The sequence below is a fragment of the Deinococcus multiflagellatus genome, from assembly GCF_020166415.1.
GTDB classification, from domain to species: Bacteria; Deinococcota; Deinococci; order Deinococcales; family Deinococcaceae; genus Deinococcus; species Deinococcus multiflagellatus.
Window position 1 is genome coordinate 354745 of sequence record NZ_JAIQXV010000003.1, and the last position, 23308, is coordinate 378052.

Genomic DNA, 23308 nt, shown 5'->3' on the forward strand with positions numbered 1-23308 from the left:
TGGCATGACCACAACAGTACCTACCCCCACCGTCAAACGGACGCGCCCCCAGGGCCAGTCGCAGTTCTCCGTGGCCTGGAGTCAGTTTCGCAAAAACCGTCTGGCCCAGATCGGCGGCAGCCTGCTGATTCTGCTGTACCTGATGGCGCTGTTCGCGCCGTTCCTGGCGCCTGCTGGCCTGTCGAACTACTCCACCACCAACATCACCCGCTTTCATCCGCCCACACCCATTCATTTCCGCGATCCAGAGACGGGCGCCTTCGGCCGGCCTTTCGTGTACAAGTACGGCCAGAAATTCAACGAGACAAGCTTCGTGAACGAATTCGGGCCCACGGGCGAGAAGTGCCCCCTGTACTGGGGGGTCAAGGGTGACAGTTACCGGATTCTGGGCCTGTTTCCCGGCAACCTGCACCTCTTTGGCACGGGTAACCCCGACTGCAGCATCTACCTGTTCGGTGCAGAGGACCTGGGCCGCGACCTGCTCAGCCGCACGCTGTACGCTTCTCAGATCAGCCTGACCATCGGACTGGCGGCTGTGGCGATCACCACGATCATCGGGCTCTTTATGGGGGCCGTGGCGGCCTACTTTGGCGGCTTCGTGGACACGCTGATCATGCGCTTTGTGGAAGTGCTGGCCTCGATTCCCACGCTGTTCCTGCTGCTGATGCTGCGCAGTGTCTTTCCCAAGGACATCAACCCCATTCTGGCGCTGTACGTGATTCTGGGGATCCTGGCCTTTATCGGCTGGGGTGGCCTGGCGCGCATTACGCGCGGGCAACTGCTCAGCGTGCGCGAGCAGGACTTCGTGTCGGCGGCCAAGAGCCTGGGTGCCAGCGACAACCGCATCATGATCCGGCACATGCTGCCCACCATGACCACCTACGTGATCGTGACCACCTCGCTGGCCATTCCCAGCTACATCCTGCTGGAATCGGGCCTGAGCTTCCTGGGGATTGGGGCCGTGGAACCCTACGCCTCGTGGGGCAGCCTGCTGAAGCTGGCGCAGGACGGCGGTCTGAGCAGCCTCAACCAGCGCCCCTGGGTGCTGATTCCCGGCTTTTTCATCGTGTTCACGGTGATGTGCTTCCAGCTGCTGGGCGACGGTCTGCGCGACGCCTTCGATCCCCGCAAGCGGTCCTAAGGGCGCCAGGCGCGGGCGCGGCCGGAACTGCGGGCCGCGCCCACGACCATTTTCCCCCTTACAATTCAAAGCAGTTGTATGATGTGCAGCGTGCTGAAAACGGAGGAACAATGACCCACCAGGGTGAAGTCCTGCTGGCCGTAAATGGCCTCAAGACGTACTTCAATACGGATGACGGCGTCGTCAAGAGCGTGGACGGCGTGACGTTCCACATTAAAAAGGGTGAGACCCTGGCGGTTGTGGGCGAGTCGGGCTCGGGCAAGAGTGTGACCAGTCTGTCGGTGATGCGCCTGATTCCCAGCCCTCCGGGCAAGATCGTCGAAGGCGAGATCCTGTTCAAGGGCCGCGACATCGTGAAACTCAGCGAAGCGGAGATGCGCAAGATCCGCGGCAACGATATCTCGATGATCTTCCAGGAGCCCATGACCAGTCTTAACCCGGTGTACACGGTCGGCGACCAGATTGCCGAAGCCGTCATGCTGCACCAGGGCAAGAACAAGAAAGACGCCATGGGTGTGGCCACCGACATGCTGCGCTTCGTGGGCATTCCAGCCCCCGAAAAGCGCGTGAACGAATACCCCCACCAGATGTCCGGCGGGATGCGCCAGCGCGTGATGATCGCTATGGCGCTCTCGTGCAAGCCGGCCCTGTTGATCGCGGACGAGCCCACCACGGCGCTCGACGTGACCATTCAGGCCCAGATTCTGGACCTGATGCGCAAGCTGCAAAAAGAAGTGGGCATGAGCATTCTGTTCATCACCCACAACCTGGGCGTGGTGGCCGAAATGGCCGACCGCGTGGTGGTGATGTACGGCGGCCGCGTGGTGGAAGAAGGCGACGTGGTGGAGATCTTCAAGGCCCCGCGCCACCCCTACACCATGGGCCTGCTGAATTCCATCCCCCGGCCCGGCGAGGTGGCGCACGTGCCCGGCCAGCCGAAGGGCCGCCTGGAAGCCATTCCTGGCAACGTGCCCAACCCGCTGAGCCTGCCCCCCGGCTGCGCCTTTGAGCCGCGCTGCAAGTTTGCCGTGCCCGACTGCGCCAAGGCGGTGCCGCCCCTGGAAGACACGGGCGGCGGCCACACCACCCGCTGCATCCGCTGGCGTGAATTCGCCCAGGCCCAGGAAGTGACCGCATGACCGCTTCTGTTAAATCCAGCACAGAGTCCCGCAGCAACATGCCGACCACCGGCACCACCCTGCTGGAAGTCAACAATCTTCAAAAATACTTTCCCATCCGCGGCGGGCTGCTCTCGCGCGTGGTGGGCAACGTCAAGGCCGTCAACGACGTGTCGTTCAAGATTGGCCGCGGCGAAGTGGTGGGCCTTGTGGGCGAGTCCGGCTCGGGCAAGACCACGGCCGGGCGCGCCATCCTGCGCCTGATTGAGCCCACGGGCGGTCAGGTGCTGTTTAACGGCACGGACATCACCAAGCTCTCCAAGGGGCAGATGCGCGATTACCGCCGGGAGATGCAGATCATCTTCCAGGATCCGTTCGCGTCCCTGAACCCGCGCATGACGGTGGCGGACATCATCGGCGAGGCGATGCAGATTCATAACCTGCACCCGGGCCGCCAGCGCATGGACCGCATTGCCGAACTGCTGCAGAAGGTGGGCCTGCGCCCCGAGCACATGCGCCGCTACCCGCACGAGTTCTCCGGCGGTCAGCGCCAGCGCATCGGGATTGCGCGCGCCCTGGCGGTGGACCCCGCGTTCATCGTGGCCGACGAGCCGGTCTCGGCGCTGGACGTGTCGATTCAGGCGCAGGTGGTCAACCTGCTGCAGGACCTGCAGGAAGAACTGGGCCTGACCGTGCTGTTCATTGCGCACGACCTCGCCGTGGTGGAGTACATCTGCGACCGCATCATCGTGATGTACCTGGGCCGCGTGATGGAAATTGCGCCCAGCCGCGAATTGAACAACAACCCCAAGCACCCGTACACCGAGGCGCTGCTCTCGGCGGCACCGGTGCCGGACCCCACGGTGAAGCGCCAGCGCATCATTCTGGAAGGGGACATCCCCAGCCCCATCAACCCACCCAGTGGCTGCGTGTTCCGCACCCGCTGCCGCTACGCGATTGCCGACTGCGCCAACGTGATTCCCGAACTGCGCGAAGTGGCCCCCGGGCATTTCAAGGCCTGCATCCGGGACGACATTCTGTAAACGCAGATGGCCGATGGCGCACCCGCTCCCAGCATGTGGGGGCGGGTGGTTTGTTTGGATGGGGGGATGCGGGCAGGATGAGTCGGGTATGGCCCAGTGCCTCCACGTTCCTGACCCTGGTACGGCGCCTGTTTCGCTTTGATTTCGAGGCGAGAGTCTGCCAGAGGAGGCGCCTTCAGCCTCATGCGGAGAACAGGGGTCTAACCTTGATCTCTGCCTCCCTACCCTTCTGTGATTTCTGTTTCATTCCTGACGGGGCCTCTCACATCTCATATTGAGAGGCGGGTCAGCATGACTTCATGAAATCAGCGCTTCCCGCCGTGCTTTCCGTCGCCTCCGCTCTGGCCCTGGGCAGTGCCCAGGCTGCCGACCTGCGCATCTACCCCAGCTTCTCGGAGGTGCGCCAGCCGGTGAGCAGCACCACCACCACCCTCAGCGTGAACCTGCCGCAGGACACCTGGGAAAGCATTCTGGCGGGCAGCCTGGACCTGGACGGGCTGGCCTTTACGCAGGCCATTCAGAAGCAGGAGCCCAACTGGCTGGCCACCCTGGAAGGCAAGACGGTGTACCTGAAGCGCGGCGACACCACCGAACCCGTGACGCTGGTGCGCGCCCGTGACCTGCTGGTGAAAGACGCCCAGGGCCGCTTTTTTAACGCCCGCTACGAGGAATTGCAGTTTGACGTGCTGCCCCCCGTGAACGCCCAGCGGCCCACCCAGTCGGTGACCTACACGCTGGCCCGCCCCGGGCAGGGGACCCTGGGCTACCTCACCCGCGCGGTGACGTGGCAGCCGCGCTACACCCTGAAAGCCAGCAGCGCGGGCGCCCAGCTGAGCGCCCTGGCCGATATCCGTAACACCACCGAGCAGCCGTACGACGTGCAGAACACCGAGCTGTACGCGGGCGACGTGAACGTGCAAAACCAGCAGGAAGCCGCCTACATGATGCGTGACGTGGCGATGGCCGCGCCCGCACCCATGGCCACTGGCGCCGCGCCCAAGATTGAAAGCCAGGGCGAGCTGCGCGGCCTGTACCGCTACGCCCTGACCACCCCCTTCAGCCTGCCCGCCAACAGCGTGGTGACGCTGCCTTTCCTGGCGCCGAAGCTGACCACCTTTGAGCGCTACGTGGGGCTGAATACCTACTTCGGCACGGAGACGCGCGAGGGGAACCTCAGCCGTTTCTACCGCTTCAAGGCCGATGAGCGCCTGCCCGCCGGGCCCATCACGGTGCGCGAGGACGGCCGGATCGTGGGCCAGACAAGCATTGGGGAAACGCGCGAGGGGGGCACGGTGGACTTCACGCTGGGCGAGGACCCGGATGTGGCCTACACCCGCACGGTGCAGACCACCGCGCAGGTGAAAGACGCCAAGGGCAATGTGACCAAGACGACCTACCGCGTCACCTACGCCTTTGAAAGCAGCAAGGACCGCGCCATCCGCGCCGAGGTGACCGAGCGCATTGGCGGGCGCGTGATCATCATTGACAACGCCGCGCCCGTGCGCAACCAGGGCGCCGCCAGCCTGAAGGTGGACATCCCCGCCAAGGGCAAGATCAGCAAGAGCTTTACCGTGGTGGTGGACAACAGCGCCAACTGAAGCAGGCCAGAAGAGACGCCGGGGCGGACAACCCCGGCGTCTTTCGTTCTGGGTTAACGGCGCTGCGGGAGCAGGTTCTTCTCCGGGCTACACCGCGTCCTGGCGCAAGGGCGCCGCCTGTTCATCCAGCAGGCCGCCCAGGTACTCCAGCACATTCACCTTGACCGGCATGAAGTAGGCGTGCTGGCCGCGCTGGCGGGCAAAGTGCAGCAGGTCGGCCGCGAAGGCGCGGTTGCACGCCAGCGTGGGCGTAAACGAGCGGGGAAACACGGCGTGGTTGCGCGCCCGCCAGTAGTTGAGACTGGCTTCGGTGAGGATGCTGGTGGCCCCCCACCACACCGGCAGGCCCTCGGGGACCAGATCGGCCCAGGTGTCGGCCACGCGCAGATCGAAAAAGGGCTGGGTGAACAGCCCGCAGGCGCCCGCGTCCAGCTTCCGGGCCAGATAATCCCGCTCGCGCACGAATGACTGCCGGTAGGGGTCCAGGCCGGCATAGACGCGCAAATGCGGCGCTTCACGCTTCAGGCGGCGGATCAGGTCCACGGCGTCCACGTCGTACACGCGGGCGCTCATGTCGGCCGGGGCGTCGCCGGTGATCACCAGCACCTCGTCAATCCCGTGCTGCGCCAGCAGGGGCAGAAACGGCAGCGGCTCGCGGGGGTTAAAGTCCACCGCCCGCAGGTGCGGAATGGCCGCAAAGCCCGGCCGCGCAAAGCCGCACCCCGCCCAGGACCGCAGCGAGTACCGCGTCAGGTCCGGCACATTGATGGTGTCCACCCCGCGCAGGTGCGCCGCCACCTCGGCCAGTTCGGCCCGCAGCCCCGAGCGGCTGCGCGGCACGAGCTCCACGGAAACGCGGGTCATGGGCGGCCTCCGGCCACGGGTGATGGTTGAGGGGTGATGGGTGATGGAAACTGCCCCTCTCTATCCCCCATCAACGGTTGACCATCAACGCCCGCAGGGTCATACGCCAGGACCGGCCCCAGCCAGCGCTCGGCTTCGGGCACGGTCCAGCCTTTGCGGGCGGCGTAGTCTTCGACCTGATCGCGGCCAATGCGGCCCACGGCGAAGTAGCGGGCTTCGGGATGGGCAAAGTACAGCCCAGAGACCGCTGCCGCCGGGCTCATGGCGCAGGACTCCGTGAGGCGCAGGCCCGCGTCCTCGGCGCCCAGCAGGGCAAAGAGGGTGCGTTTTTCGGTGTGGTCGGGCTGCGCGGGGTAGCCGGGCGCGGGGCGGATGCCCTGGTAGCGTTCGCGGATGAGGGCGTCGTTGTCCAGCGCCTCGTTGGGGGCGTAACCCCAGTGGCGCATCCGCACGTCGCGGTGCAGTTTTTCCGCAAAGGCCTCGGCCAGCCGGTCGGCCAGCGCCTTGACCAGAATGGCGTTGTAGTCGTCGTGCGCCGCTTCAAACTGCGCCGCCAGGGCTTCGGCGCCGTGGATCGCCACCGCGAAGGCGCCCACATGGTCGCCCGCCGGCTGCACGAAGTCGGCCAGGGCGATGTTTGGGCCTGTCTGGTCGCGCTGCTGGCGCAAGGTATGGAGGACCGTTGATGGTTGATCGTTGATGGTTGATCGTTCTCCATCACCGGTCAACCGTCCACCATCAACCACAATGTCGTCCCCGTTCCGCCGCGCCGGCCACAGGCCGATGACGCCGCGGGCCGTGAAGAGTTCCTCGGCCACGATGCGGTTCAGGAGGGCCTGGGCGTCGGCAAACAGGCGACGGGCTTCCTCGCCGCGCAGGGGGTCGGCCAGGATGGTGGGGTAGAGGCCCTTCATTTCCCAGGCAATGAAAAAGGGCGTCCAGTCGATGAACGGCAGCAGGTCGGCCAGGGGCGGCTCAATGACCTGGCGGCCGGGTTCGCGCGGCGCGGGGGCCGGGGTGGGGGAGAGCTGTGGGGCCCGGGCACGGGCCTCGGCCAGGGGCAGCAGGCGCACCTGCCGGCCCGCGTGGCGCTCGCGCAGGGCGTCGTACTCGGTGCGGATGCGGGCCTGCACCCCCGCCGCGTCCGAGAGCAGTTCGGCGGTGGTGGTCACGGCGCGGCTGGCGTCCAGCACATGCACCACCGGCCCCGGGTAGGCGGGCGCAATCTTGACCGCCGTGTGCGCCCGGCTGGTGGTGGCGCCGCCGATCAGCAGCGGCAGCGTGAGGCCCCGGCGCGTCATCTCGCGCGCCACGCCCACCATCTCGTCCAGGCTGGGGGTGATCAGGCCCGACAGCCCGATCACGTCCGCGCCGAGACGCGTGGCCTCGTCCAGAATCTTCTCGGTGGGCACCATCACGCCCAGGTCAGTCACCTGATAGCCGTTGCAGGCCAGCACCACACCCACGATGTTCTTGCCGATGTCGTGCACGTCGCCCTTTACGGTGGCGAGCAGCACCTTGCCCTTGCCGCCGCCCGCCTGCTTCTGGGCTTCCAGGTAGGGGGTCAGGTGGGCCACGGCGCGTTTCATGACGCGGGCAGACTTGACCACCTGGGGCAGGAACATCTTGCCGGCCCCGAACAGGTCGCCCACCACGTTCATGCCGGCCATCAGCGGCCCTTCAATCACCGCCAGCGGCGAGCCCAGCAATTGGTAGGCTTCCTCGGCGTCTTCGGCCACATGGTCGGTGATGCCCTGCACCAGCGCGTGCTTCAGGCGCTCGTCCACGTCCCACTCGCGCCACGCGCTGACCGCGCCCGCTTCGCGCTTGACGCCCTTGTATTGCTCGGCCAGGGCCAGCAGGCGCTCGGTGGCGCCCCCCTGGCGGGCCAGAATCACGTCTTCCACGGCCTCCCGCAGCTCGGGCTCAATGTCTTCGTACACCGCCAGCATCCCGGCGTTCACGATGCCCATGTCCAGCCCCGCGCGGATGGCGTGGTACAGGAACACCGCGTGCATGGCCTCGCGCACATGGTTGTTGCCCCGGAAAGAGAACGAGACGTTCGAGATCCCGCCCGACACCAGCGCACCCGGCAGGTTGGCCTTGATCCAGCGCGTGGCCTCGATAAAGTCCAGGGCGTAACGGTCGTGCTCCTCAATCCCAGTGGCGACCGTCAGCACATTGGGGTCGAAAATGATGTCCTGGGGCGGAAAGTCGGCCTGCTGGGTGAGCAGGTGGTAGGCGCGCGAGCAGATCTGGATGCGCCGCTGCACGGTGTCGGCCTGCCCCTGTTCGTCAAAGGCCATGACCACCGCCGCCGCCCCGTAGCGGCGCAGCAGCCGGGCGCGGGCCAGAAAGGTGGCCTCGCCGTCCTTGAGCGAGATGGAATTGACCACCGCCTTGCCCTGCACCCGCTTCAGGCCCGCCTCCAGAATCTCCCAGCGCGAGGAATCCAGCATCAGCGGTACCCGGGCAATGTCGGGTTCGCCGGCCAGCAGGTTCAGGAACTTCACCATCGCCGCCTCGCCGTCCAGCATGCCTTCGTCGAAGTTCACGTCGATCAGCTGCGCGCCGTTCTCGACCTGCTGGCGGGCAATTTTCAGGCCCGCGTCGTAATCGCCCGCCAGAATGGCCTTGGCAAACCGGGGGCTGCCCGTCACGTTGGTGCGCTCGCCCACGTTCACGAAGTTGGTCTCCGGGGTGACCTTGAAGGCTTCCAGGCCGCTCAGGCGCAGCCTTGCTGGGAGGCGGGGCAGGGGGCGCGGGGGGATGTCCTTTACAGCCTCGGCAATGGCGCGGATGTGCTCCGGGGTGGTGCCGCAGCAGCCGCCCACGATGTTCACCAGCCCCTCGCGGGCAAAGTCGGCCAGCACCGCGGCGGTGTGGGCCGGCGTTTCGTCGTACTCGCCAAAGGCGTTGGGCAGGCCCGCGTTGGGGTGCACCGATACCAGCGCCTCGGTGGCGCGGGCGATCTCGCGCAGGTGCGGGCGCAGCAGATCGGCCCCCAGGGCGCAGTTCAGGCCCAGGCTGAACAGCCGCGCGTGCGCCGTGCTGATGGCAAAGGCTTCGGGCGTCTGTCCGCTGAGGGTGCGGCCCGAGGCGTCTGTGATGGTGCCCGACAGCATGATCGGCAGGGTGCGGCCCGCGCGGGCAAAGGCCTCTTCGCAGGCGAACAGGGCCGCCTTGGCGTTCAGGGTGTCAAAGACCGTTTCCAGCAGCAGCAGGTCGGCGCCGCCCTCGATTAAGCCCTCGGCGGCCTCGCGGTAGGCGGCGACCAGCTCGTCGAAGGTGACGTTGCGAAAGTCCGGGCGCTCCACATCCGGCGAGAGGGTGGCGGTGCGGTTGGTGGGGCCAATGGAGCCGGCCACCCAGCGGGGCCGGCCATCACGCGCGGTGAATTCGTCGGCCACCTCGCGCGCCAGCCGGGCGCCCGCCACGTTCATGGCGCGGGCGTGCGCCTGCGTGCCGTAGTCCGCCTGACTGATGGTGGTGGCATTAAAAGTGTTCGTGCTGGCGATGTCCGCCCCGGCTTCAAAGTAGGCGCGGTGGACAGCGCGGATCACGTCGGGGCGGGTGAGCTGCAGCAGGTCGAAATTGCCCCGGTACATGCGCAGCGGATCGGCGTCCGGCAGGCGGAAATCGGCTTCGGTGAGCCCGGCGCGCTGCAGTTGCGTGCCCCAGGCCCCGTCCAGAACAAGAATACGTTGGTGCGCCTCGGCGTGGAGGTCCGTCACGGTGCTTACCCCTTCCAGCTGGTGGCGGTGGGCCCCAGCCCTGAGGGGGGCAGCCACCGCCCTTGTCGTTGCAGCGTCCATGCGCCGCCCTGCGGGCCATCGAATTCGCTCGCGCCATCGTCAGCGCCGTGCGGAAACTTCCTGGGAGCACCGGTGCCGAAATGTTGGCCGGTTGCCACGCCTTCACGGGGCAGGAAAAACCCTCGGGCGGTTCTGGATGACCACGCCTGAGTTCAGGGCGCGGTAAAGGGGAGGATAGCGCAGCGGCGCGCCGCACGCCCGGCGCTGGCCTGGACAGGTGCGGCAGGTTCACGACGAGCGACATCTCGTGCAAGCACCACGACGCACGGTCCAGAGGGTCATGGGGCTGGTCGGCAGCTTTGCAGTTCGCGCAGAGCTCCGGGCCGCCAGAAAGAGCGGCTCATGGTGAGGGGCGGTGCTGGGCGTGCCGTCGTCGGCCAGGGCGTCCAGTTCGTCGGCGTGGGTGCGCCGCGAGGCGCGCTCTGCCATAGGCTGCCCCTCGCGGATGACTGGCAGGGCCGGGGCAAAAGGTTGGCCGTCCAGGCCGGCGCGCTCCGGGCCCCAGTTCGGTGGCGTGCACGCTCAGGCGCCGCCGCTGGTCTGGGGGTTGCCGGTATAGCTACTGAGTCAGTCCGTCTGGGCCAGTGCCTCATCGTCCAGAAGCTGGCCGAGCCGGTCCACGTTCATCCCCATACGGTGCCGTGTGGGCGCAGCCCTCAACTGCCCCGGACCAGTCCCACCGTCGCCAGCACCGGCCGCAGCACGTCCCAGCCCTCGTCGCCGTGGGGGGACAGCAGCGCCTGCGCCTCCAAGGCCAGGGCGCGGGCGGCGTCGTGGTCGCCAGTGTCCAGGGCCAGCGCGGCCTGCTCGGCCACAATCAGACCGCGAATCGAACCGGCGTTCAGGGTGCGGGCGCAGGTGTCGGCGTCGGTCAGCGCCGCCGCTGCGTCCCGGCACTGGCCCAGGCGGCGCAGGCTGGCGCCGTAGCGCCACAGGCTCAGCACGCGGCCCCGGGTGGGGGTTTCGCCGGGCAGGGCGGCCAGCGAGGCGCGGTACTGCTCGGCGGCCCGCTCAAACTGGCCACTCTGAAAGTGGCTGTAGCCCAGCCAGTACAGGATGTTGGACCGGCGCGCCGGGGCGGGGCCGTGCCCCAGGGCGCGGTTCAGGGCCGCTTCGGCCTCGGGCCAGCGCTCCAGGCAGGCCAGGGCGGCGCCGCCCTCCAGCAGCAGGGCCGAGTGGTGGTCGGCGCTGAGCAGCGGGCCCCAGGTGTTCAGGGCCGCCTGCACAGTGGCCACCGCCGCCTCGTAGTCGTCCTGTTCGGTGCAGAACTTGGCGTGGTGCGCAGCGTGCTCGGCGTGCAGGGCGGGGTCCTGGGTGTCGTGGGCCAGGGCCTGCATGGCCGCCAGCGCCTGCGCGCGGGTGGCCGGGTCGTCCAGGTGGCGGCACAGTTCGCTGCGGGCGGCATGCAGGGCAAAGGCGGCCTGGGGTGGGGGAGAGCCCGCCAGGGCCAGCGCGTACAGGTCCAGGGCCTCGGCGTGGGCGTAAAGCCCGGCGGCCTCCTGCGCGGCCTGCTGCCAGTGCGGCCACGCCAGGGGGCCTTCGCCCGCCTGTTCAAAGTGGCGGGCCACCGCGGCGGCGGGGGTGCCGGGGGGCGCCAGCCGTGCCAGCCGACCATGCAGCAGCCGCGCGCGCGGGGCCCCCACGCCGGCGGCCAGCACCCGGCGGTGCAGGTGGTGTCCAAAGCGGTAGGCCGGGCCCTCGGGCACGATCAGCCGGGCGGCTTCGGCGCGCTCCAGGGCGTCCAGGGCGGCCAGTTCGGGCAGGTCGCAGGCGGCGGCCACCAGGGCCACCGGAAAGATTTCGCCCCACAGCGCCCCCGCCTGCAGCAGCTGCCGCGTCTGGGGGCCCAGGCGCTCTACCCGCTGCGCGATGGCGGCGGCCACACTGCTGGAAATGGGCACCTCGGCGTAATCCACCGTCGAGGCGTCAAAGGGGGTGTGCCAGCGACCACCGCGCTCGGTGAGCAGACCGCGCTCGCGCAGGTCGCGCAGGGTTTCGAGCAAAAACAGCGGATGCCCGGCGGTGGCTTCAAACAGGCGGCGGCTGAACAGCGGCGCCGGGGCCCCCGAGAGGCGCTCGATCAGGCGGGCCACCTCGGCCTCGCCCAGTTCGGCCAGCGCGAGGCGCGGGGGGTCCAGGCGGGCCAGCACGGCCTGAAGGTCGGCGCGGGCGGCCAGTTCGCCGGGCCGGGCGGTCAGCCACAGCCGGGGCACGCCCCGGTGCAGCGCCAGGAAGGCCGCTTCCAGGGTGCTGGGGTCCAGCCAGTGCAGGTCTTCGACGATCAGGGTGTGCCCGCTGCACAGGCTCACCAGGGCCTGGGCCAGCGCGTCCAGCAGGGCGGCGCGGTCAGTCAGGCCCGGGGCGCCGGGGGCGGCCAGGGCAGCACTCAGCACCGGCCGCAGCCGTTCGGGGCAGCGGTGCAGCCCCGCGCTTCTCAGCAGGTCCAGCAGCGCGCCGTAGGGCAGCGGCGTGAGTTCCGCCGCGCCGCGCACCACCAGCGCGTCCCCGGCCGCCTCGGTGACCAGCCGGGTCTTGCCCACGCCCGCCTCACCCAGCACCAGCGTCAGGCGGCCCGTGCGCAGGGCGGCGCAGTCGGCCTCGCGGCCCACCAGCGGCACGCCCGCCGGGCGCGGGCTGGGCGCCGGACCCGCCAGCAGCGCGTCCACCTGGGCTTTCAGGGCTGCGGTGGCGGGCAGGGGCCCGGCGCCCAGCTCCTGACGCAGCCGCCGCTCCAGGGTCTCGTAGGCGGCCAGGGCGTCGGCGGGTTGCCCCAGGGCCAGATGCGCGTCCATGACGGCGCGCACGGTGCGTTCGCGCAGGGGGTCCAGGCTCAGGGCGCGGCGGTGGCCCTCCAGGGCGGCGGCCCAGTGGCCGGCCCCGGCGTGGGCGGCGGCGGCGGCGTCCAGGGCGCGCAACTGGTCTTCAAAGGCGGCCTGCGCCGTGGCCTCGCGCCAGTCCTCGAAGGTGGCGGCGCCCGGCACGCCCAGATGGTCCAGAAAGCGGCCCCCAGCCAGGGCGGCGGCCTGCCCCGGCTCGCCCCTGGCCAGCGCGGCGCGCAGTTCAGTCAGGTCCACGCGCACGCTGGGGCACAGGGCCAGCGCTGACCCCGACACCTCCAGCCACGCCCCCACCCCGCAGGCCCGCAGGCGGTGCACCTGCACCCGCAGGTTGCGCCGCGCCGCGCCCTCGTCCTGGTCGGTCCACAGCAGGTCGGCCAGCACCTCGCGCGGGGTCTGGCCTTCCAGGGCGAGGTACGCCAGCAGCGCCAGACTCTTGCCGGGGACGTCCAGCGCCGCGCCGTCCAGGGTGACCTGCGGCACGCCCAGCGTCTTGAGGTACAGCCCAGCCTGGGGGGTCATGTGGACCTTCAGTGTACGCCGGGGCGAACGCCGGGTCATCTGGGGTGCGGGCAAACGGTGGCCGGGACCAGCGGCGCCCGCAGAAGGGTGGGGCGCCTCTGCAACGCCCGCGCAACACCCGCTCTTCTACCCTGGCCCACGATGAAGCCTGTTCGCCCTGACCCCAGCCTCCCCTTGCCCCAGCCGCCCGAGGCGGGGGCCGTCCCTGGCCCGGACAGCGGCCCCGAGGAGTACGTGCTGCGCATTGAACGCCGCCCGGGTGGCCTGCGCCTGCAGCTGCGTGAAGGCCGCGCGCCCCTGCAACCGGTGACGTGGCGCGAGTTCCCCGACACCGACGCCCTGCTGCGCCACCTGTGGACCCTGCTGGAGCCGGGCGGGCTGCGGTAGCGCCCAGGGCCTAACGAGCAACGAGAAGGCTGGCTTCGCTCAGCCGGGCCCGCAACTCGGCGCGGGCCACCTTGCCGGTTTCGGTGCGCGGCAGGGCGGGCAGCACCGTCAGCCGGGGGCGCAGGCGGCGGGGAAGAACCTCGGCCAGCCGCTGGTGCAGCGTGGCTGCGCCGCCGCCTTCTGGTGCCAGCTCCACGAAGGCCAGGGGCGCCTGTCCGTACTCCGCGCACGGCACGCCGAACACCGCGCAGGCCCGCACGCCGGGCTGCGCGCCCAGCACCGCTTCAAGCTGCGCGGGCCACACGTTCTCGCCGCCCACGATCATCAGGTCGTCGGCGCGGCCCCGCAGGTGTACGCGCCCGGCCGGGTCCAGGGTGCCCAGGTCCCCGGTGTTCAGCCAACCGCGCGACAGCAGGCCGCGCACCTGCAACTGGCCGTCCGGGGCCGTGCGCACCTGCACGCCGGGCAGGGGGTGGCCCACGCTGCCCGGCTCGGCGCGCAGGTCGTCGGGGGTGGCCAGGGCGATCAGGCCCGTTTCGGTGCTGCCGTAGAGGTTGAACAGCACGTCGCCCAGGCGCGCCTGGGTCTGCACCGCCAGCGCGGGGTCCAGCGGCGCCGAGCCGCAAATCACCGTGTGCAGCGCGGGGGCGTGGCCCGTTTCCTGCAGCAGCCGGCGCAGCAGGGTGGGCACCACGACCAGCGTGCCCACCTGTTCCTGGGCCAGCACTGCCCAGAGCTCTGCCGCCCTGGCCCCCCGGCGCAGGTGCAGCGGCGTGCCCAGCGCGAGGGCCAGCGCCAGGGTGCTGAGGCCGTGGCCGTGCCACAGCGGCAGGGGCAGCAGGGCCGCGCGTTCGCGTGCAGGGCGCAGGGCCTGCAGCAGCCGCAGCCCCACCCGGCTGGCCGCCCGGGGCGAGACCCGGCGCGTGACCACCCGGGGTTCGCCTGTGGTGCCGGAAGTCAGCAGCACTGGGCGGCCAGCGCGGGGCCAGCCGGGGCGGGGCGCGCCGGGTTGGGGTTGGCTGCCCGGGGCCCCCGCCGTCAGGGCCACCGTGGGCAGGTTCAGTGCGTCCAGGCGCGGATCATCGGTGAGCAGCGCGCGGATAGGGTGGCCCGCCAGGCGCCGGGCCACCTCGTCGGGCGGGCCCGGGGGCAGCAGCAGCACCCGCGCCCCCACCCGCAGCGCCCCCAGCAGCCCGGCCACGAAGGGCCGCCCACCCTCGCTGCACAGCGCGGCCCAGTCGCCGGGGCGGGTGAAGGGCCCCAGGCGGGCTGCCACCTCGTCGGCGCGCGCTTGTAGCTGCGCCCAGGTGGCCGGCCCGTCCGCATCGGTGAGCGCCACACGGTGGGGGGTGCGCCGCGCGTGCCACGCCACCAACGCATAAAGGGTAGGGCCGTGGCGCAGCACGGCTGCCGCCAGCCCCAGCAAGGCCCTTGGCGAGGATGGGGCCAGCACCCCGGTGGCCGTGACGGCGCGCCACGCGGCCCTCATGGGCGGGCCCCCCGCCGGCGTTCCAGCCGTTCGAGCGCCCCCAGCGCGCGGCCCAGGGCATGCGGCGCCAGCAGGCCCGCCAGTTCCACGCCCCGCAACCACCACGGCGCGGCGCGCACCACCGGGCGCACCAGGGGCCAGGTGACGGCCTGCGCGGCGTCCTCGGCACTCAGGGCAGGCAAAGCGCGGTAGGCGCGGGTGGGGGCGCTCATGGGGGTGCGCACCAGGGGCAGGTACACGCTGGCCACCCGCACGCGCGGCCACTCGGTGCCGGCGGCGTGTAGCCACAGGTCAAAGCCCGCCTTGCTGCCCTGGTAGGCGCTCCAGCGCGGGGCGCCCACATGCCGCGCCGACACGCTGGACACGTTCACCACCACGCCCCCGGCCGCCAGCGCGGGCAACAGCGCCAGCAGCAGCGCCGCCGGCCCGCTGAAATTCACCGCCAGCAGCCGGGGCAGGTCCTGCCTGGCCTCGCCGTCCTGCGCCCGTCGCCGCACCGAGCGCCCCGCGTTGCTGATCACCGCATGCAGCCGGGGGTGGTCCGCCCGCAGCTGCGCCGCCACCGCCTGCACCTCGGCCGGGTCGGCCAGATTGGCGGGGTAGACGTGGGCCTGCCCCCCGGCCGCGCGAATCTGCCCCGCCACAGTGTCCAGCGCCGCTTCACGCCGCGCCAGCAGGAGCACGGTGGCCCCCGCCTGCCCCAGGTGCCGCGCGGTGGCCGCCCCAATGCCGGAAGATGCCCCCGTGACCAGAATGGTGCGCCCCGCCACCGCCCGCCGCAGCGCCCCAGAATCACGGCAGGCCGGCGGAGAGAGCAGCAGGCGGGCCAGGGCGGACATGAAGACATGATAAAGGCAGGGTGGCGGATGGCCTATGGCAGATGGCTCAAAGCCAGGGTTCGGACCACTTGATACGGAGTCCGATGGAGTCGTTTAGAGCAGTTGACCTAAAGATGATGTTGATTCTTGACCCTCTCCCCTCGTGGGAAAGGGCCTCGCGCAGCGAGGGGTGAGGGGGTGCTTTGGTCAACCGCTCTAGAGCGACGATTCACTCCGACCGGAGGGACTCGCAGAGCGGCAGAGCAGAGCACAGGCGGGCTTCTGGGGGTGGCGTTGCCCTTCGGTTCTGCTGCGGATTGTGGGCGGTGCTGACGGAATTCATGTGAACAGGCCACGGGGAGCAGGCGGGTTGGTCGGGCCTCTCCCCGTGGTGGAGACTCGCCGAGGTGAGGGCCTGGACAGCAGCGCTGCAGAGGGGGAAGCGGGGTTCAACGTTGTCGCAGGGGCCGTCCCACAGCCCCACAGCCCCCCGGCCCATGGCTCATGGCCCAAGGCCCCTTCACCCCACCGTGCCCTGGGCCGCCGGGTACGAGCCGATGATCTTGGCGTAGCTGGCTTTGCGCAGCACGCCCGCCAGGGCCTGGGCCACCTGGGGGTCCTGGGCGTGGCCCTCAATGTCCACGTAGATCAGGTAACTCCAGGCGCGGTCGCGGCGGGGGCGGCTTTCAATGCGCGAGAGGTTCAGGCCGCGCAGTTCGCCCAGCGTTTCCACCAGAAAGCCGGGGGTGTGGCGCACGGCGAAAACCAGGCTGGTCTTGTGCGGCACCGGGCTGGGCGCCGGTTCCTGGCGCGCCAGGATCATGAAGCGGGTGTAGTTAAACGGCTCGTCCTCGATTTCGCGGGCCAGAATCGTCAGGCCGTATAGTTCGGCGGCGCGCGCGCTGGCAATGGCCGCCAGATCGCGCTCGCCACTGGCTGCCAGGTTCTTGGCGCTGCCGGCCGTGTCGTGCGCCGCCACCGGCTGCCAGCCGTGCTGCCGAATCAGGCCCGTGCACTGGTCCAGCGCGGGCTGCTGGCTCGCCACCCGCCGGATGTCCTGCAAGTCCACGCCGGGCAGGGCCATCAGGCAGTGCGACACGCGCACCACCACTTCCCCGGTCACATGCAGGTCGGTTTCGCTGAGCAGGTCAATGCTCTGGTGAATGGCGCCCATCAGGCTGTTTTCCACCGGCAGCACGCCGCAGGCCACCTCGCCGCTCTCCACGGCGCGCGCCACCTCGTGAAAGGTGGGGTAGCCGCGCGCCGTGGCCCCAGGCGCGGCGTTCAGCGCGGCGATCTCGCCGTACGAGCCGGGATTGCCCTGAAAGGCCACGGTGGGGGCAGAAGACTGACTCATGCCTGCGAGGCTAGCGCGCTGGACTGAAGCCCAGACGGCGGCACATAGACGTATGGCGCGCGTATCGTGGGCGGCGTGACCTCCATGCCTGATCCCATTCTGGACCTGGACGCTGTAACGCTGGGCGCCGCCACCCGCCGGGGCGACCTCACCTGCTCTGAAGTGACCCGGCTGTACCTGGGGCGCGTGGGGGCCCTGAACCCGGCGCTGCGCGCGGTGATCACGGTCAGTCCCCAGGCCCAGGCCGACGCCGACGCCCTGGACAGCCTGCCCCGCGCGGCGCGCGGCCCGCTGCACGGCGTGCCCATGCTGATCAAGGACAACATTGACGTGGCGGGCCTGCCCACCACGGCCGGCAGCGCCCTGCTGCGCGGGCATGTACCCGCCACCGACGCCCCGCTGGTGGCCCGGCTGCGCGCGGCGGGCGCGGTGATTCTGGGCAAGGCCAACCTGACCGAATGGGCCAATTTCATGACCCTGGGCATGCCCAACGGCTATTCCAGCGCGGGCGGCCAGACAGTCAACCCCTGGGGCGAGGGCCTGGACACGGGCGGCAGCAGTTCGGGCAGCGGGGTGGCCGTGGCCGCGCGGCTGTGCGTGGCCGCCATTGGCACCGAAACCAGCGGCAGCATCGTCAGTCCGGCGCACCAGAACGGGGTGATCGGCCTGAAACCCACGCTGGGGCTGGTGCCGCGCACCGGCATTGTGCCCATCAGCCACAGCCAGGACACGGCCGGGCCCATCACCCGCAGTGCCCGCGACGCCGCCCTGATTCTCTCCGTGATCGCTGGCCCCGACGCCCACGACGAGGCCAGCCGCCGCCTCCCCGTGCCGGACCTGACGCTGATAGAAGCGGCCCTGAACGGGGCAGACATCGGCATCATCCGGGATGAAGCCGGGCTGGACGAGCGCGAAACTGCCTCGCTGGCCCGGGTGCGGCTGGCCCTGCAGGAGGCCGGCGCGCAGGTGCAGGACCTCGACTTTCCCTCCCGCGCCGACCTGGGCACCCACGGCTGGGGCCTGGAGGTGCTGCTGTACGAGTTCAAGGGAGACCTGAACGCGTACCTGGCCGGTGTGGAGCACGGCCCGCGCACCATGCAGGAGGTCATTGAGGCCAATGACCGCGACCCCGACCGCCTGCTGCGCTACGGCCAGACCCTGCTGCACGCCGCGCAGGGCACCCGGGGCGACGGGGGAGAAGCCGCCTACCGTCTGGCCCGCACCCGCGACCTGAACCTCACCCGCGCCCGGGGCTTTGACACCCTGTTTGCCCGGGGCCTGGACCTCGTGCTGTTCCCCGGCCTTCGCGGCTACCACCTTGCCGCCAAGGCCGGGTACCCCAGCGTGGCCGTCCCGGTCCCCCGCGACGGGGGCGCCCAGCCCGGTGGTGTCCTGCTGGTGGCCCCCGCTGGCGCCGACGCCCTGCTGCTGGCAGGCGCCGCGCATCTGAACCGCGTGCTGGGCGGGGTGCGCTTTCCCAAGGGGTGAGTGGACAGTGGGGAGTGGGGAGTGGTCTTGAGCTTTTGCCACTTCCCACTGCCCACTCCCCTACTTCTGCACGTCAATCCGAATCGCGCCGTCTTGCAGCCGCGCCATTTCTGGGACCGGCTGGTCGTCGCGGTGGCGCATGGTGCTCAGGCTGCTGCCTTCGGGGGCGCGGGCCACGGCGTCGGCAATGCGGATCTGGGCGCTGGCAATGGGCCGGGCCCAGACCATCGCCTCGCTGTTGCCGGTGCAGCCCGCGTGCGCCAGCCCGCGCAGGGCCCCCACCACGATCACGTCGCCCCCGGCCAGGATCTCGGCGCCGGGGTTCACGTCGCCCAGCACGATCACGCTGCCGGGGTAGGACTCGCGCATGCCCGCGCGCAGGGTGTGCGGCACGATCTGCAGGCGGGGCCCAGGCAGGTCGGGGGCCGCACTGGCGGGGGCAGGCACGCTCACACGCGGCGCGCGCACCCGGCCCGGTGTGCCGCCCGCCGCCCGGATGCGCTGCAAGGCCACCTCCAGGGCTTCGGGGTCGGCGTCGCCCTGAATCTCGATGGTGACGTGGCTGGCCAGCAGCTCCCTGCGGGCGTCCAATGCGTCCTGTACGGCCTGCGCCGTGTCTCCGGGTTCCAGGAGCAGGTTCAGGCCCCCCAGCGTGCCACGCAACTTCATGAGGCTAATCTAGCGCGCTCATGAAGTTGTGGTGCCCCTCTGGCCCCCCACCCGGTGGCGGGGATGGTGTACCATGAGCTCCATGCTTTTCAAGGAGACCTCCTTTGGTGCAGCTTGATTCCGGCGCGGTCGTGGAGGGCCGCGTAACGCGCGTGACGGACTTCGGCGCGTTCATCCAGTTCGAGAACGGTGAGACGGGCCTCGTGCACATCTCCCAGATCGCGCACTCCTTTGTTCGGAACATCCACGATCATGTTCGCGAGGGCGAGAACGTGGAAGTCAAGGTGCTGGGCCGCGACGAGCGTGGCCGCCTGGACCTGTCCATCAAGGAACTGCTGGAAGAACCCGAAGAGGTGCCCCGTCCGCGCGCCATTGGGCGCCAGAGCCCCCAGTTCGAGGCCAAGCTGCGCTCGTTCATGCGAGACGCCAAGGAGCGCACCACCGGCGGAGGCGGCAAAAAGCCTTCGACCAAGCGCAAGAAGTAAGCAACAAGAAGTAAGCAAGACGAAGAGTCGGCCTCGCCTGGGCAACCCTGGGCGAGGTTTTGCTGTGTTCGGTGGGGAAGGGGCGTGACGCTAACCACTTCCGGTTCATCCTGAAGCGCGCGCCAGAGTGAGTGCGCGGCAGGGAAGGCAACGGGCAAAAGGCGACGGGCCAATTGTTCAGGGATGAGTCTGGAGCAGCGCCGCCAGCGATGAGCAAGCCGCGCGGTTCCATCGGCTCCGCAACCCATCCCTCTATCCGGGTCTCTGTGCCCCACTTGCTGGATGGGGAAGCCAGGGGCCAGCGCGCGGGACACCCCAGCGCGTGCTGTCTGCCGCGTTTTGCCATCAGAAAAGAACGGCTTGGCTCGCGCCATGCCCAGCGGGAGGCCCAACCTTCCCCCATGCTCCTGCCGCGCTGTGTCTGTCCGCTTGAAGCGGCGGTGGAGTCAGCGGCCTTAACCTTCGACTTCGCGGTTTTGCTGGGGTGCAGACCGTTTGCCATCCAGGCGGTTGATGGTGAAGGCCAGGAGCCACGCGCCCAGGCCAACGACCGCCAGACCTGCGCCCAGGCCCAGCATCGGGTAGTACCACGCGCCCGGGTTGCTATCGGTCGCCATGACGCCGATCAGGCCCAGCATGTAGGTGAGGAACGCGCCTGTCAGCATCACCGCGCCCGCCAGCACTTTCAGAAACACCGATAGCAGCATGCCTGCATTGTGCCAGCCCGGCCGGGGTGACGCTGCCCAGAGCTTTAAGCGGGCCCAAGATGGCGGCGCTGCCTTTAACCAAGGTGTAACGGGCGCGCGGCACACTGCCCCCATGAACCGCACCCTCTCCATTCTGGCCCTCACCAGTACCCTGGCCCTGGGCGCCCTGGTGGGCTACGACCTCCGCGACCGTGCATTGGACCGCGCCGCACCGGCAGCCACCACGACCACGTCGCCTTCCGCGTCCACCCCGGCGGCGGTGACCTCGGGGCAGATGGTCCCTGCCCTGGCCACCACCCCCGCCAGCGAGGCCCGCGCCCGCACCGAGAGCGAGGCCAACACCGTGCAGGTGGTCAAGGCCCGGCGCGACGGCCTGGTGTACATCAGCGTGACCGAGAGCGACGAGGGCAGCGCCCAGGCCCAGCTGCGCCAGCGCCTGCAGCAGCAGCTGCCCTTCAACTTCGGCCTGCCGGACAGCGGCCCCCGCAGTGGCACCGGCAGCGGCTTTTTTGTCACCAGTAGCGGCGACATCATCACCAACAACCATGTGGTGGAGGGCGCCAGCGACATCACCATCCGCCTGCACGGCAGCGCCAAAACCTACAAGGCCGAGGTGGTGGCCCGCGCCCCCGACTTCGACCTTGCCCTGATTCGTGCCAAAGGGGTGCCTGCGGCGCAGATCAAACCCATTCCGCTGGGGGACAGCGACGCGCTGGACGTGGGCCTCAAGGCCATTGCGATGGGCGCGCCCTTCGGACTGGATTTCAGCGTCTCAGAGGGCATCATTTCCAGCCTGGAGCGGCAGGTGGCGGTCGGCACCCGCGAGGTAGAACAGAAGGTGATCCAGACCGACGCCGCCATCAACCCCGGCAACAGCGGTGGGCCGCTGCTGAACAGCGCCGGGCAGGTGATCGGTGTGAACACCCAGATTCTGACCGGCGGGATTGGACAGAGCGCGGGCGTGGGCTTTGCCATTCCGGTGAACACAGTCAAGAAGTTGCTGCCGCAGCTGCAGGCTGGCAAGGGCGGCGAGGACGCCGTGATCCAGACGCCCAGCCTGGGCATTGTCCTGGCCGAGCTCGGGGACCTGGGGGAGACCCAGCGCCAGCGTGCACAGTTGCCGGCCAGCGGCGCCCTGGTCAACTGCGTGTTTGAAGGCAGCCCCGCCCAGGCCGCCCGCTTACAGGGGGCGCTGGACTGCGCCGACCTGAGGCCCTCGTCGGCCCAGGCCGAGCCCACCCCTGACCTGCAGCGGGCGGACGTGATTACCGCCATTGACGGCCAGCAGGTGACCACCGTGAACGACCTGCGCGCCGCTGTGCTGGGCAAGCGGCCCGGTGACCGCGTGACCCTGCAGGTGCAGCGCGCCGGCAAAACGCGCGAGGTGCAGGTGACGCTGAAGGTGTTCCAGTTCCCCACGGCCCAGCAGTAGGAAGGCAAGGATGCAGGCGGCGAGGTCACTGGCCCCGCCGCCTTTTCCTTCCTCAGCTGAACAGGGGGCCCAGGTCGGTCATCACGCCGGTGGGTTCGGCAGGGCCAAAGGCGTAGCTGCCAAACACCCCCAGAAAATCGTCGTGGCTGAGGGTGCGCGTCTGGCCGCTGGGGCCGGTGGCCTGCACCTGCTCGCCCCGGGCGGTCAGGTGGTAGGTGCCCAATTCGCGCACGGTGGCCTTTTTGCCGCGCCCGGCGCGCAGCAGGGCGGTCACGCGGTACTCGCAGCCGCCCCGGACAGTCAGAAAGTGCAGCAGATCGGGCGCGCTTTGCATCGGCGGGGGCCAGCATAGCACCTGCTCTTTTGGCGAGGGGCGCCGGTGGGTGCGGGTCCTGGTCTGTAAGCTGCTGCCCTTAAGGCCTCTACCCGGGAACCGGCAGGCCAGTCTCCGGCGCCGAAGCCCACTCGGCCAGTGACCGCTCTGGCTGGCGCGGGCTCAGCGGCCCTTTTACATGGACTCCGATTGAACCGTTTCTGTAAACAATTCAGTCCGGCTGGAGAGGCTTGCAGAGCAGAGCTGCGGACCAGAGAAGAAGAAAAGCGGGCTTTCGGGTGTGGCGTGGGCCATCCGGTTCTGTTCAGGATTGCAGACGTTAGATGACGGCATCCGTCCTACGCCACGACGGTGCCCTCACCGTTCAGCGCGGCGGTGACAGGTTGCCCGGCCCGCGCGTCCCCGAAAATCACCCGGCGCACGCCCCCCTGCACCGCCTCGGCGGCGCCCAGCACCTTCTTCTTCATGCGGTCCTGGGCAAATTCCAGAGACGCCTCCACATTCGCCGCCGGAATCTCGCGGATCAGGCTGCTCTCGTCTGGGTAGGCGCGCAGCAGGCCCGGCACGTTGGACAGCAGCAGCAGTGCGTCGGCCTTCAGGGCCACGGCCAGGGCGGCGGCGGCGCGGTCGCCGTCTACGTTGATCGCCACGCCTTCATAGGAACTGGCGGGCGGGGTCAGCACCGGCAGGTAGCCCGCCGAGAGCAGCAGGTCCAGCAGCGCCGTGTTCACCCGCTCCACCGTGCCGGTATGGTCGCCGCGCAGCACCTTCACCTTGCCGTTCTCCACCGCGCGCACGCTGTCCTTGTGGCGGCCCTCGAAAATCCGGCCGTCCAGGCCCGAGAGGCCCACGGCGTTCACGCCCAGCCGCTGCAGCCGCTCCACGATGCCCTTGTTCATCTTGCCGCAGTACACCATCTCGAAAATTTCCAGCGTCTGGCGGTCGGTAAAGCGTGACGTATAGCCGCTGGGGCTGGTCACGAAGCGGGGCGGGTGCCCCAGGGCCTCGGCCACGCGGTTGGTTTCGCCGCTGCCGCCGTGCACGAGAATCAGGCGCTCGCCCGCCTTCCAGCGGGCCGCCATATCGGCACACACCGCGTCGTAATCAATGCCCGCACTGCCGCCCACCTTCACCACAATCATGCGCGCCATGTTAGCGGATGAAAGAAAGCAGGGTCAAACCTCTTTCATTTGAAAGGGAGGGT

The 23308-nt window shown here is 69.6% G+C and carries 19 protein-coding genes; 8 read left to right on the forward strand and 11 right to left on the reverse strand.

Annotated features, from left to right (window positions below; translation table 11 throughout):
* The first annotated feature begins 4 nt into the window (after positions 1-4).
* The 4 genes from K7W41_RS06785 to K7W41_RS06800 all read left to right on the forward strand — a co-directional run bounded on the left by K7W41_RS06785 (position 5) and on the right by K7W41_RS06800 (position 4900).
* Positions 5-1141: an ABC transporter permease gene (locus K7W41_RS06785; protein WP_224606070.1), complete on the forward strand. Its 1137-nt coding sequence runs from the start codon at positions 5-7 to the stop codon at positions 1139-1141.
* Between the two features lie 110 nt (positions 1142-1251).
* Positions 1252-2280, forward strand: coding sequence for an ABC transporter ATP-binding protein (locus K7W41_RS06790; protein ID WP_224606071.1), 1029 nt, complete (start codon positions 1252-1254; stop codon positions 2278-2280).
* Positions 2277-3302, forward strand: a complete 1026-nt coding sequence (locus K7W41_RS06795) for an oligopeptide/dipeptide ABC transporter ATP-binding protein (protein ID WP_318010898.1) — start codon at positions 2277-2279, stop codon at positions 3300-3302. The genes K7W41_RS06790 and K7W41_RS06795 overlap by 4 nt, the downstream gene beginning before the upstream one ends.
* 299 nt (positions 3303-3601) lie before the next feature.
* Positions 3602-4900 carry a DUF4139 domain-containing protein gene (locus K7W41_RS06800; RefSeq protein ID WP_224606073.1) on the forward strand — a complete coding sequence of 433 codons (1299 nt, stop codon included), beginning with the start codon at positions 3602-3604 and terminating at the stop codon, positions 4898-4900.
* Positions 4901-4987: 87 nt separating this feature from the next.
* Here K7W41_RS06800 and K7W41_RS06805 read toward each other — a convergent pair whose 3' ends face one another.
* From K7W41_RS06805 to K7W41_RS06820, 4 genes are all read right to left on the reverse strand, one after another.
* On the reverse strand, positions 4988-5764 hold the full coding sequence (locus K7W41_RS06805) for a methylenetetrahydrofolate reductase (protein ID WP_224606075.1): 777 nt from the start codon (positions 5762-5764) through the stop codon (positions 4988-4990).
* Positions 5761-9498, reverse strand: a complete 3738-nt coding sequence (metH, locus tag K7W41_RS06810; RefSeq protein WP_224606077.1) for a methionine synthase — start codon at positions 9496-9498, stop codon at positions 5761-5763. Before metH ends, K7W41_RS06805 begins: the two co-directional genes overlap by 4 nt.
* Before the next feature lie 309 nt (positions 9499-9807).
* The gene (locus K7W41_RS06815; protein WP_224606080.1) at positions 9808-10008 is read right to left on the reverse strand and encodes a hypothetical protein; all 201 of its coding nucleotides are present in this window, start codon (positions 10006-10008) and stop codon (positions 9808-9810) included.
* Positions 10009-10235: 227 nt separating this feature from the next.
* Positions 10236-12938, reverse strand: coding sequence for an ATP-binding protein (locus K7W41_RS06820; RefSeq protein WP_224606083.1), 2703 nt, complete (start codon positions 12936-12938; stop codon positions 10236-10238).
* A gap of 141 nt (positions 12939-13079) precedes the next feature.
* Between K7W41_RS06820 and K7W41_RS06825 the strand changes: the two genes are divergently transcribed.
* Positions 13080-13325, forward strand: coding sequence for a hypothetical protein (locus K7W41_RS06825; RefSeq protein ID WP_224606085.1), 246 nt, complete (start codon positions 13080-13082; stop codon positions 13323-13325).
* 10 nt (positions 13326-13335) lie between these two features.
* On the opposite strand, the gene K7W41_RS06830 is transcribed toward K7W41_RS06825, so the two are convergent.
* From K7W41_RS06830 to K7W41_RS06840, 3 genes are all read right to left on the reverse strand, one after another.
* A complete protein-coding gene (locus K7W41_RS06830) occupies positions 13336-14814 on the reverse strand; it encodes a class I adenylate-forming enzyme family protein (RefSeq protein ID WP_224606087.1) in 1479 nt (492 codons plus the stop codon).
* Positions 14811-15653, reverse strand: a complete 843-nt coding sequence (locus K7W41_RS06835; RefSeq protein ID WP_224606089.1) for an SDR family NAD(P)-dependent oxidoreductase — start codon at positions 15651-15653, stop codon at positions 14811-14813. The genes K7W41_RS06830 and K7W41_RS06835 overlap by 4 nt, the downstream gene beginning before the upstream one ends.
* Before the next feature lie 499 nt (positions 15654-16152).
* Complete coding sequence (locus K7W41_RS06840) at positions 16153-16989, reverse strand: prephenate dehydratase (RefSeq protein ID WP_221089861.1); 837 nt, start codon at positions 16987-16989, stop codon at positions 16153-16155.
* Positions 16990-17073: 84 nt separating this feature from the next.
* Here K7W41_RS06840 and K7W41_RS06845 point away from each other — a divergent pair, with 84 nt between their 5' ends.
* The gene (locus K7W41_RS06845) at positions 17074-18477 is read left to right on the forward strand and encodes an amidase family protein (protein WP_224606206.1); all 1404 of its coding nucleotides are present in this window, start codon (positions 17074-17076) and stop codon (positions 18475-18477) included.
* 60 nt (positions 18478-18537) lie between these two features.
* Here K7W41_RS06845 and K7W41_RS06850 read toward each other — a convergent pair whose 3' ends face one another.
* Positions 18538-19146: a septum site-determining protein MinC gene (locus K7W41_RS06850; protein WP_224606091.1), complete on the reverse strand. Its 609-nt coding sequence runs from the start codon at positions 19144-19146 to the stop codon at positions 18538-18540.
* Positions 19147-19250: 104 nt separating this feature from the next.
* Here K7W41_RS06850 and K7W41_RS06855 point away from each other — a divergent pair, with 104 nt between their 5' ends.
* Positions 19251-19631, forward strand: a complete 381-nt coding sequence (locus K7W41_RS06855; protein WP_221089863.1) for a S1 RNA-binding domain-containing protein — start codon at positions 19251-19253, stop codon at positions 19629-19631.
* A gap of 455 nt (positions 19632-20086) precedes the next feature.
* Here K7W41_RS06855 and K7W41_RS06860 read toward each other — a convergent pair whose 3' ends face one another.
* The gene (locus K7W41_RS06860) at positions 20087-20338 is read right to left on the reverse strand and encodes a hypothetical protein (RefSeq protein WP_224606093.1); all 252 of its coding nucleotides are present in this window, start codon (positions 20336-20338) and stop codon (positions 20087-20089) included.
* Between the two features lie 112 nt (positions 20339-20450).
* On the opposite strand from K7W41_RS06860, the gene K7W41_RS06865 reads away from it, so the two are divergent.
* Positions 20451-21770 (forward strand): S1C family serine protease, encoded by a 1320-nt coding sequence (locus K7W41_RS06865; RefSeq protein ID WP_224606095.1) that lies wholly within the window; start codon positions 20451-20453, stop codon positions 21768-21770.
* A gap of 52 nt (positions 21771-21822) precedes the next feature.
* On the opposite strand, the gene K7W41_RS06870 is transcribed toward K7W41_RS06865, so the two are convergent.
* Both K7W41_RS06870 and K7W41_RS06875 read right to left on the reverse strand, forming a co-directional pair.
* Positions 21823-22104, reverse strand: a complete 282-nt coding sequence (locus K7W41_RS06870; protein ID WP_221089866.1) for a hypothetical protein — start codon at positions 22102-22104, stop codon at positions 21823-21825.
* 338 nt (positions 22105-22442) lie between these two features.
* Positions 22443-23246 (reverse strand): [LysW]-aminoadipate kinase, encoded by an 804-nt coding sequence (locus K7W41_RS06875; protein ID WP_224606096.1) that lies wholly within the window; start codon positions 23244-23246, stop codon positions 22443-22445.
* Positions 23247-23308: the final 62 nt, after the last annotated feature.

What these genes read in the sequence shown, in the direction of transcription:
- K7W41_RS06785 (WP_224606070.1), top strand. Translation starts at nt 5, where the DNA reads ATGACCACAACAGTACCTACCCCCACCGTCAAACGGACGCGCCCCCAG.
- K7W41_RS06790 (WP_224606071.1), top strand. Translation starts at nt 1,252, where the DNA reads ATGACCCACCAGGGTGAAGTCCTGCTGGCCGTAAATGGCCTCAAGACG.
- K7W41_RS06795 (WP_318010898.1), top strand. Translation starts at nt 2,277, where the DNA reads ATGACCGCTTCTGTTAAATCCAGCACAGAGTCCCGCAGCAACATGCCG.
- K7W41_RS06800 (WP_224606073.1), top strand. Translation starts at nt 3,602, where the DNA reads ATGAAATCAGCGCTTCCCGCCGTGCTTTCCGTCGCCTCCGCTCTGGCC.
- K7W41_RS06805 (WP_224606075.1), bottom strand. Translation starts at nt 5,764, where the DNA reads ATGACCCGCGTTTCCGTGGAGCTCGTGCCGCGCAGCCGCTCGGGGCTG.
- K7W41_RS06815 (WP_224606080.1), bottom strand. Translation starts at nt 10,008, where the DNA reads ATGGCAGAGCGCGCCTCGCGGCGCACCCACGCCGACGAACTGGACGCC.
- K7W41_RS06820 (WP_224606083.1), bottom strand. Translation starts at nt 12,938, where the DNA reads ATGACCCCCCAGGCTGGGCTGTACCTCAAGACGCTGGGCGTGCCGCAG.
- K7W41_RS06825 (WP_224606085.1), top strand. Translation starts at nt 13,080, where the DNA reads ATGAAGCCTGTTCGCCCTGACCCCAGCCTCCCCTTGCCCCAGCCGCCC.
- K7W41_RS06830 (WP_224606087.1), bottom strand. Translation starts at nt 14,814, where the DNA reads ATGAGGGCCGCGTGGCGCGCCGTCACGGCCACCGGGGTGCTGGCCCCA.
- K7W41_RS06835 (WP_224606089.1), bottom strand. Translation starts at nt 15,653, where the DNA reads ATGTCCGCCCTGGCCCGCCTGCTGCTCTCTCCGCCGGCCTGCCGTGAT.
- K7W41_RS06840 (WP_221089861.1), bottom strand. Translation starts at nt 16,989, where the DNA reads ATGAGTCAGTCTTCTGCCCCCACCGTGGCCTTTCAGGGCAATCCCGGC.
- K7W41_RS06845 (WP_224606206.1), top strand. Translation starts at nt 17,074, where the DNA reads ATGCCTGATCCCATTCTGGACCTGGACGCTGTAACGCTGGGCGCCGCC.
- K7W41_RS06850 (WP_224606091.1), bottom strand. Translation starts at nt 19,146, where the DNA reads ATGAAGTTGCGTGGCACGCTGGGGGGCCTGAACCTGCTCCTGGAACCC.
- K7W41_RS06860 (WP_224606093.1), bottom strand. Translation starts at nt 20,338, where the DNA reads ATGCTGCTATCGGTGTTTCTGAAAGTGCTGGCGGGCGCGGTGATGCTG.
- K7W41_RS06865 (WP_224606095.1), top strand. Translation starts at nt 20,451, where the DNA reads ATGAACCGCACCCTCTCCATTCTGGCCCTCACCAGTACCCTGGCCCTG.
- K7W41_RS06870 (WP_221089866.1), bottom strand. Translation starts at nt 22,104, where the DNA reads ATGCAAAGCGCGCCCGATCTGCTGCACTTTCTGACTGTCCGGGGCGGC.
- K7W41_RS06875 (WP_224606096.1), bottom strand. Translation starts at nt 23,246, where the DNA reads ATGATTGTGGTGAAGGTGGGCGGCAGTGCGGGCATTGATTACGACGCG.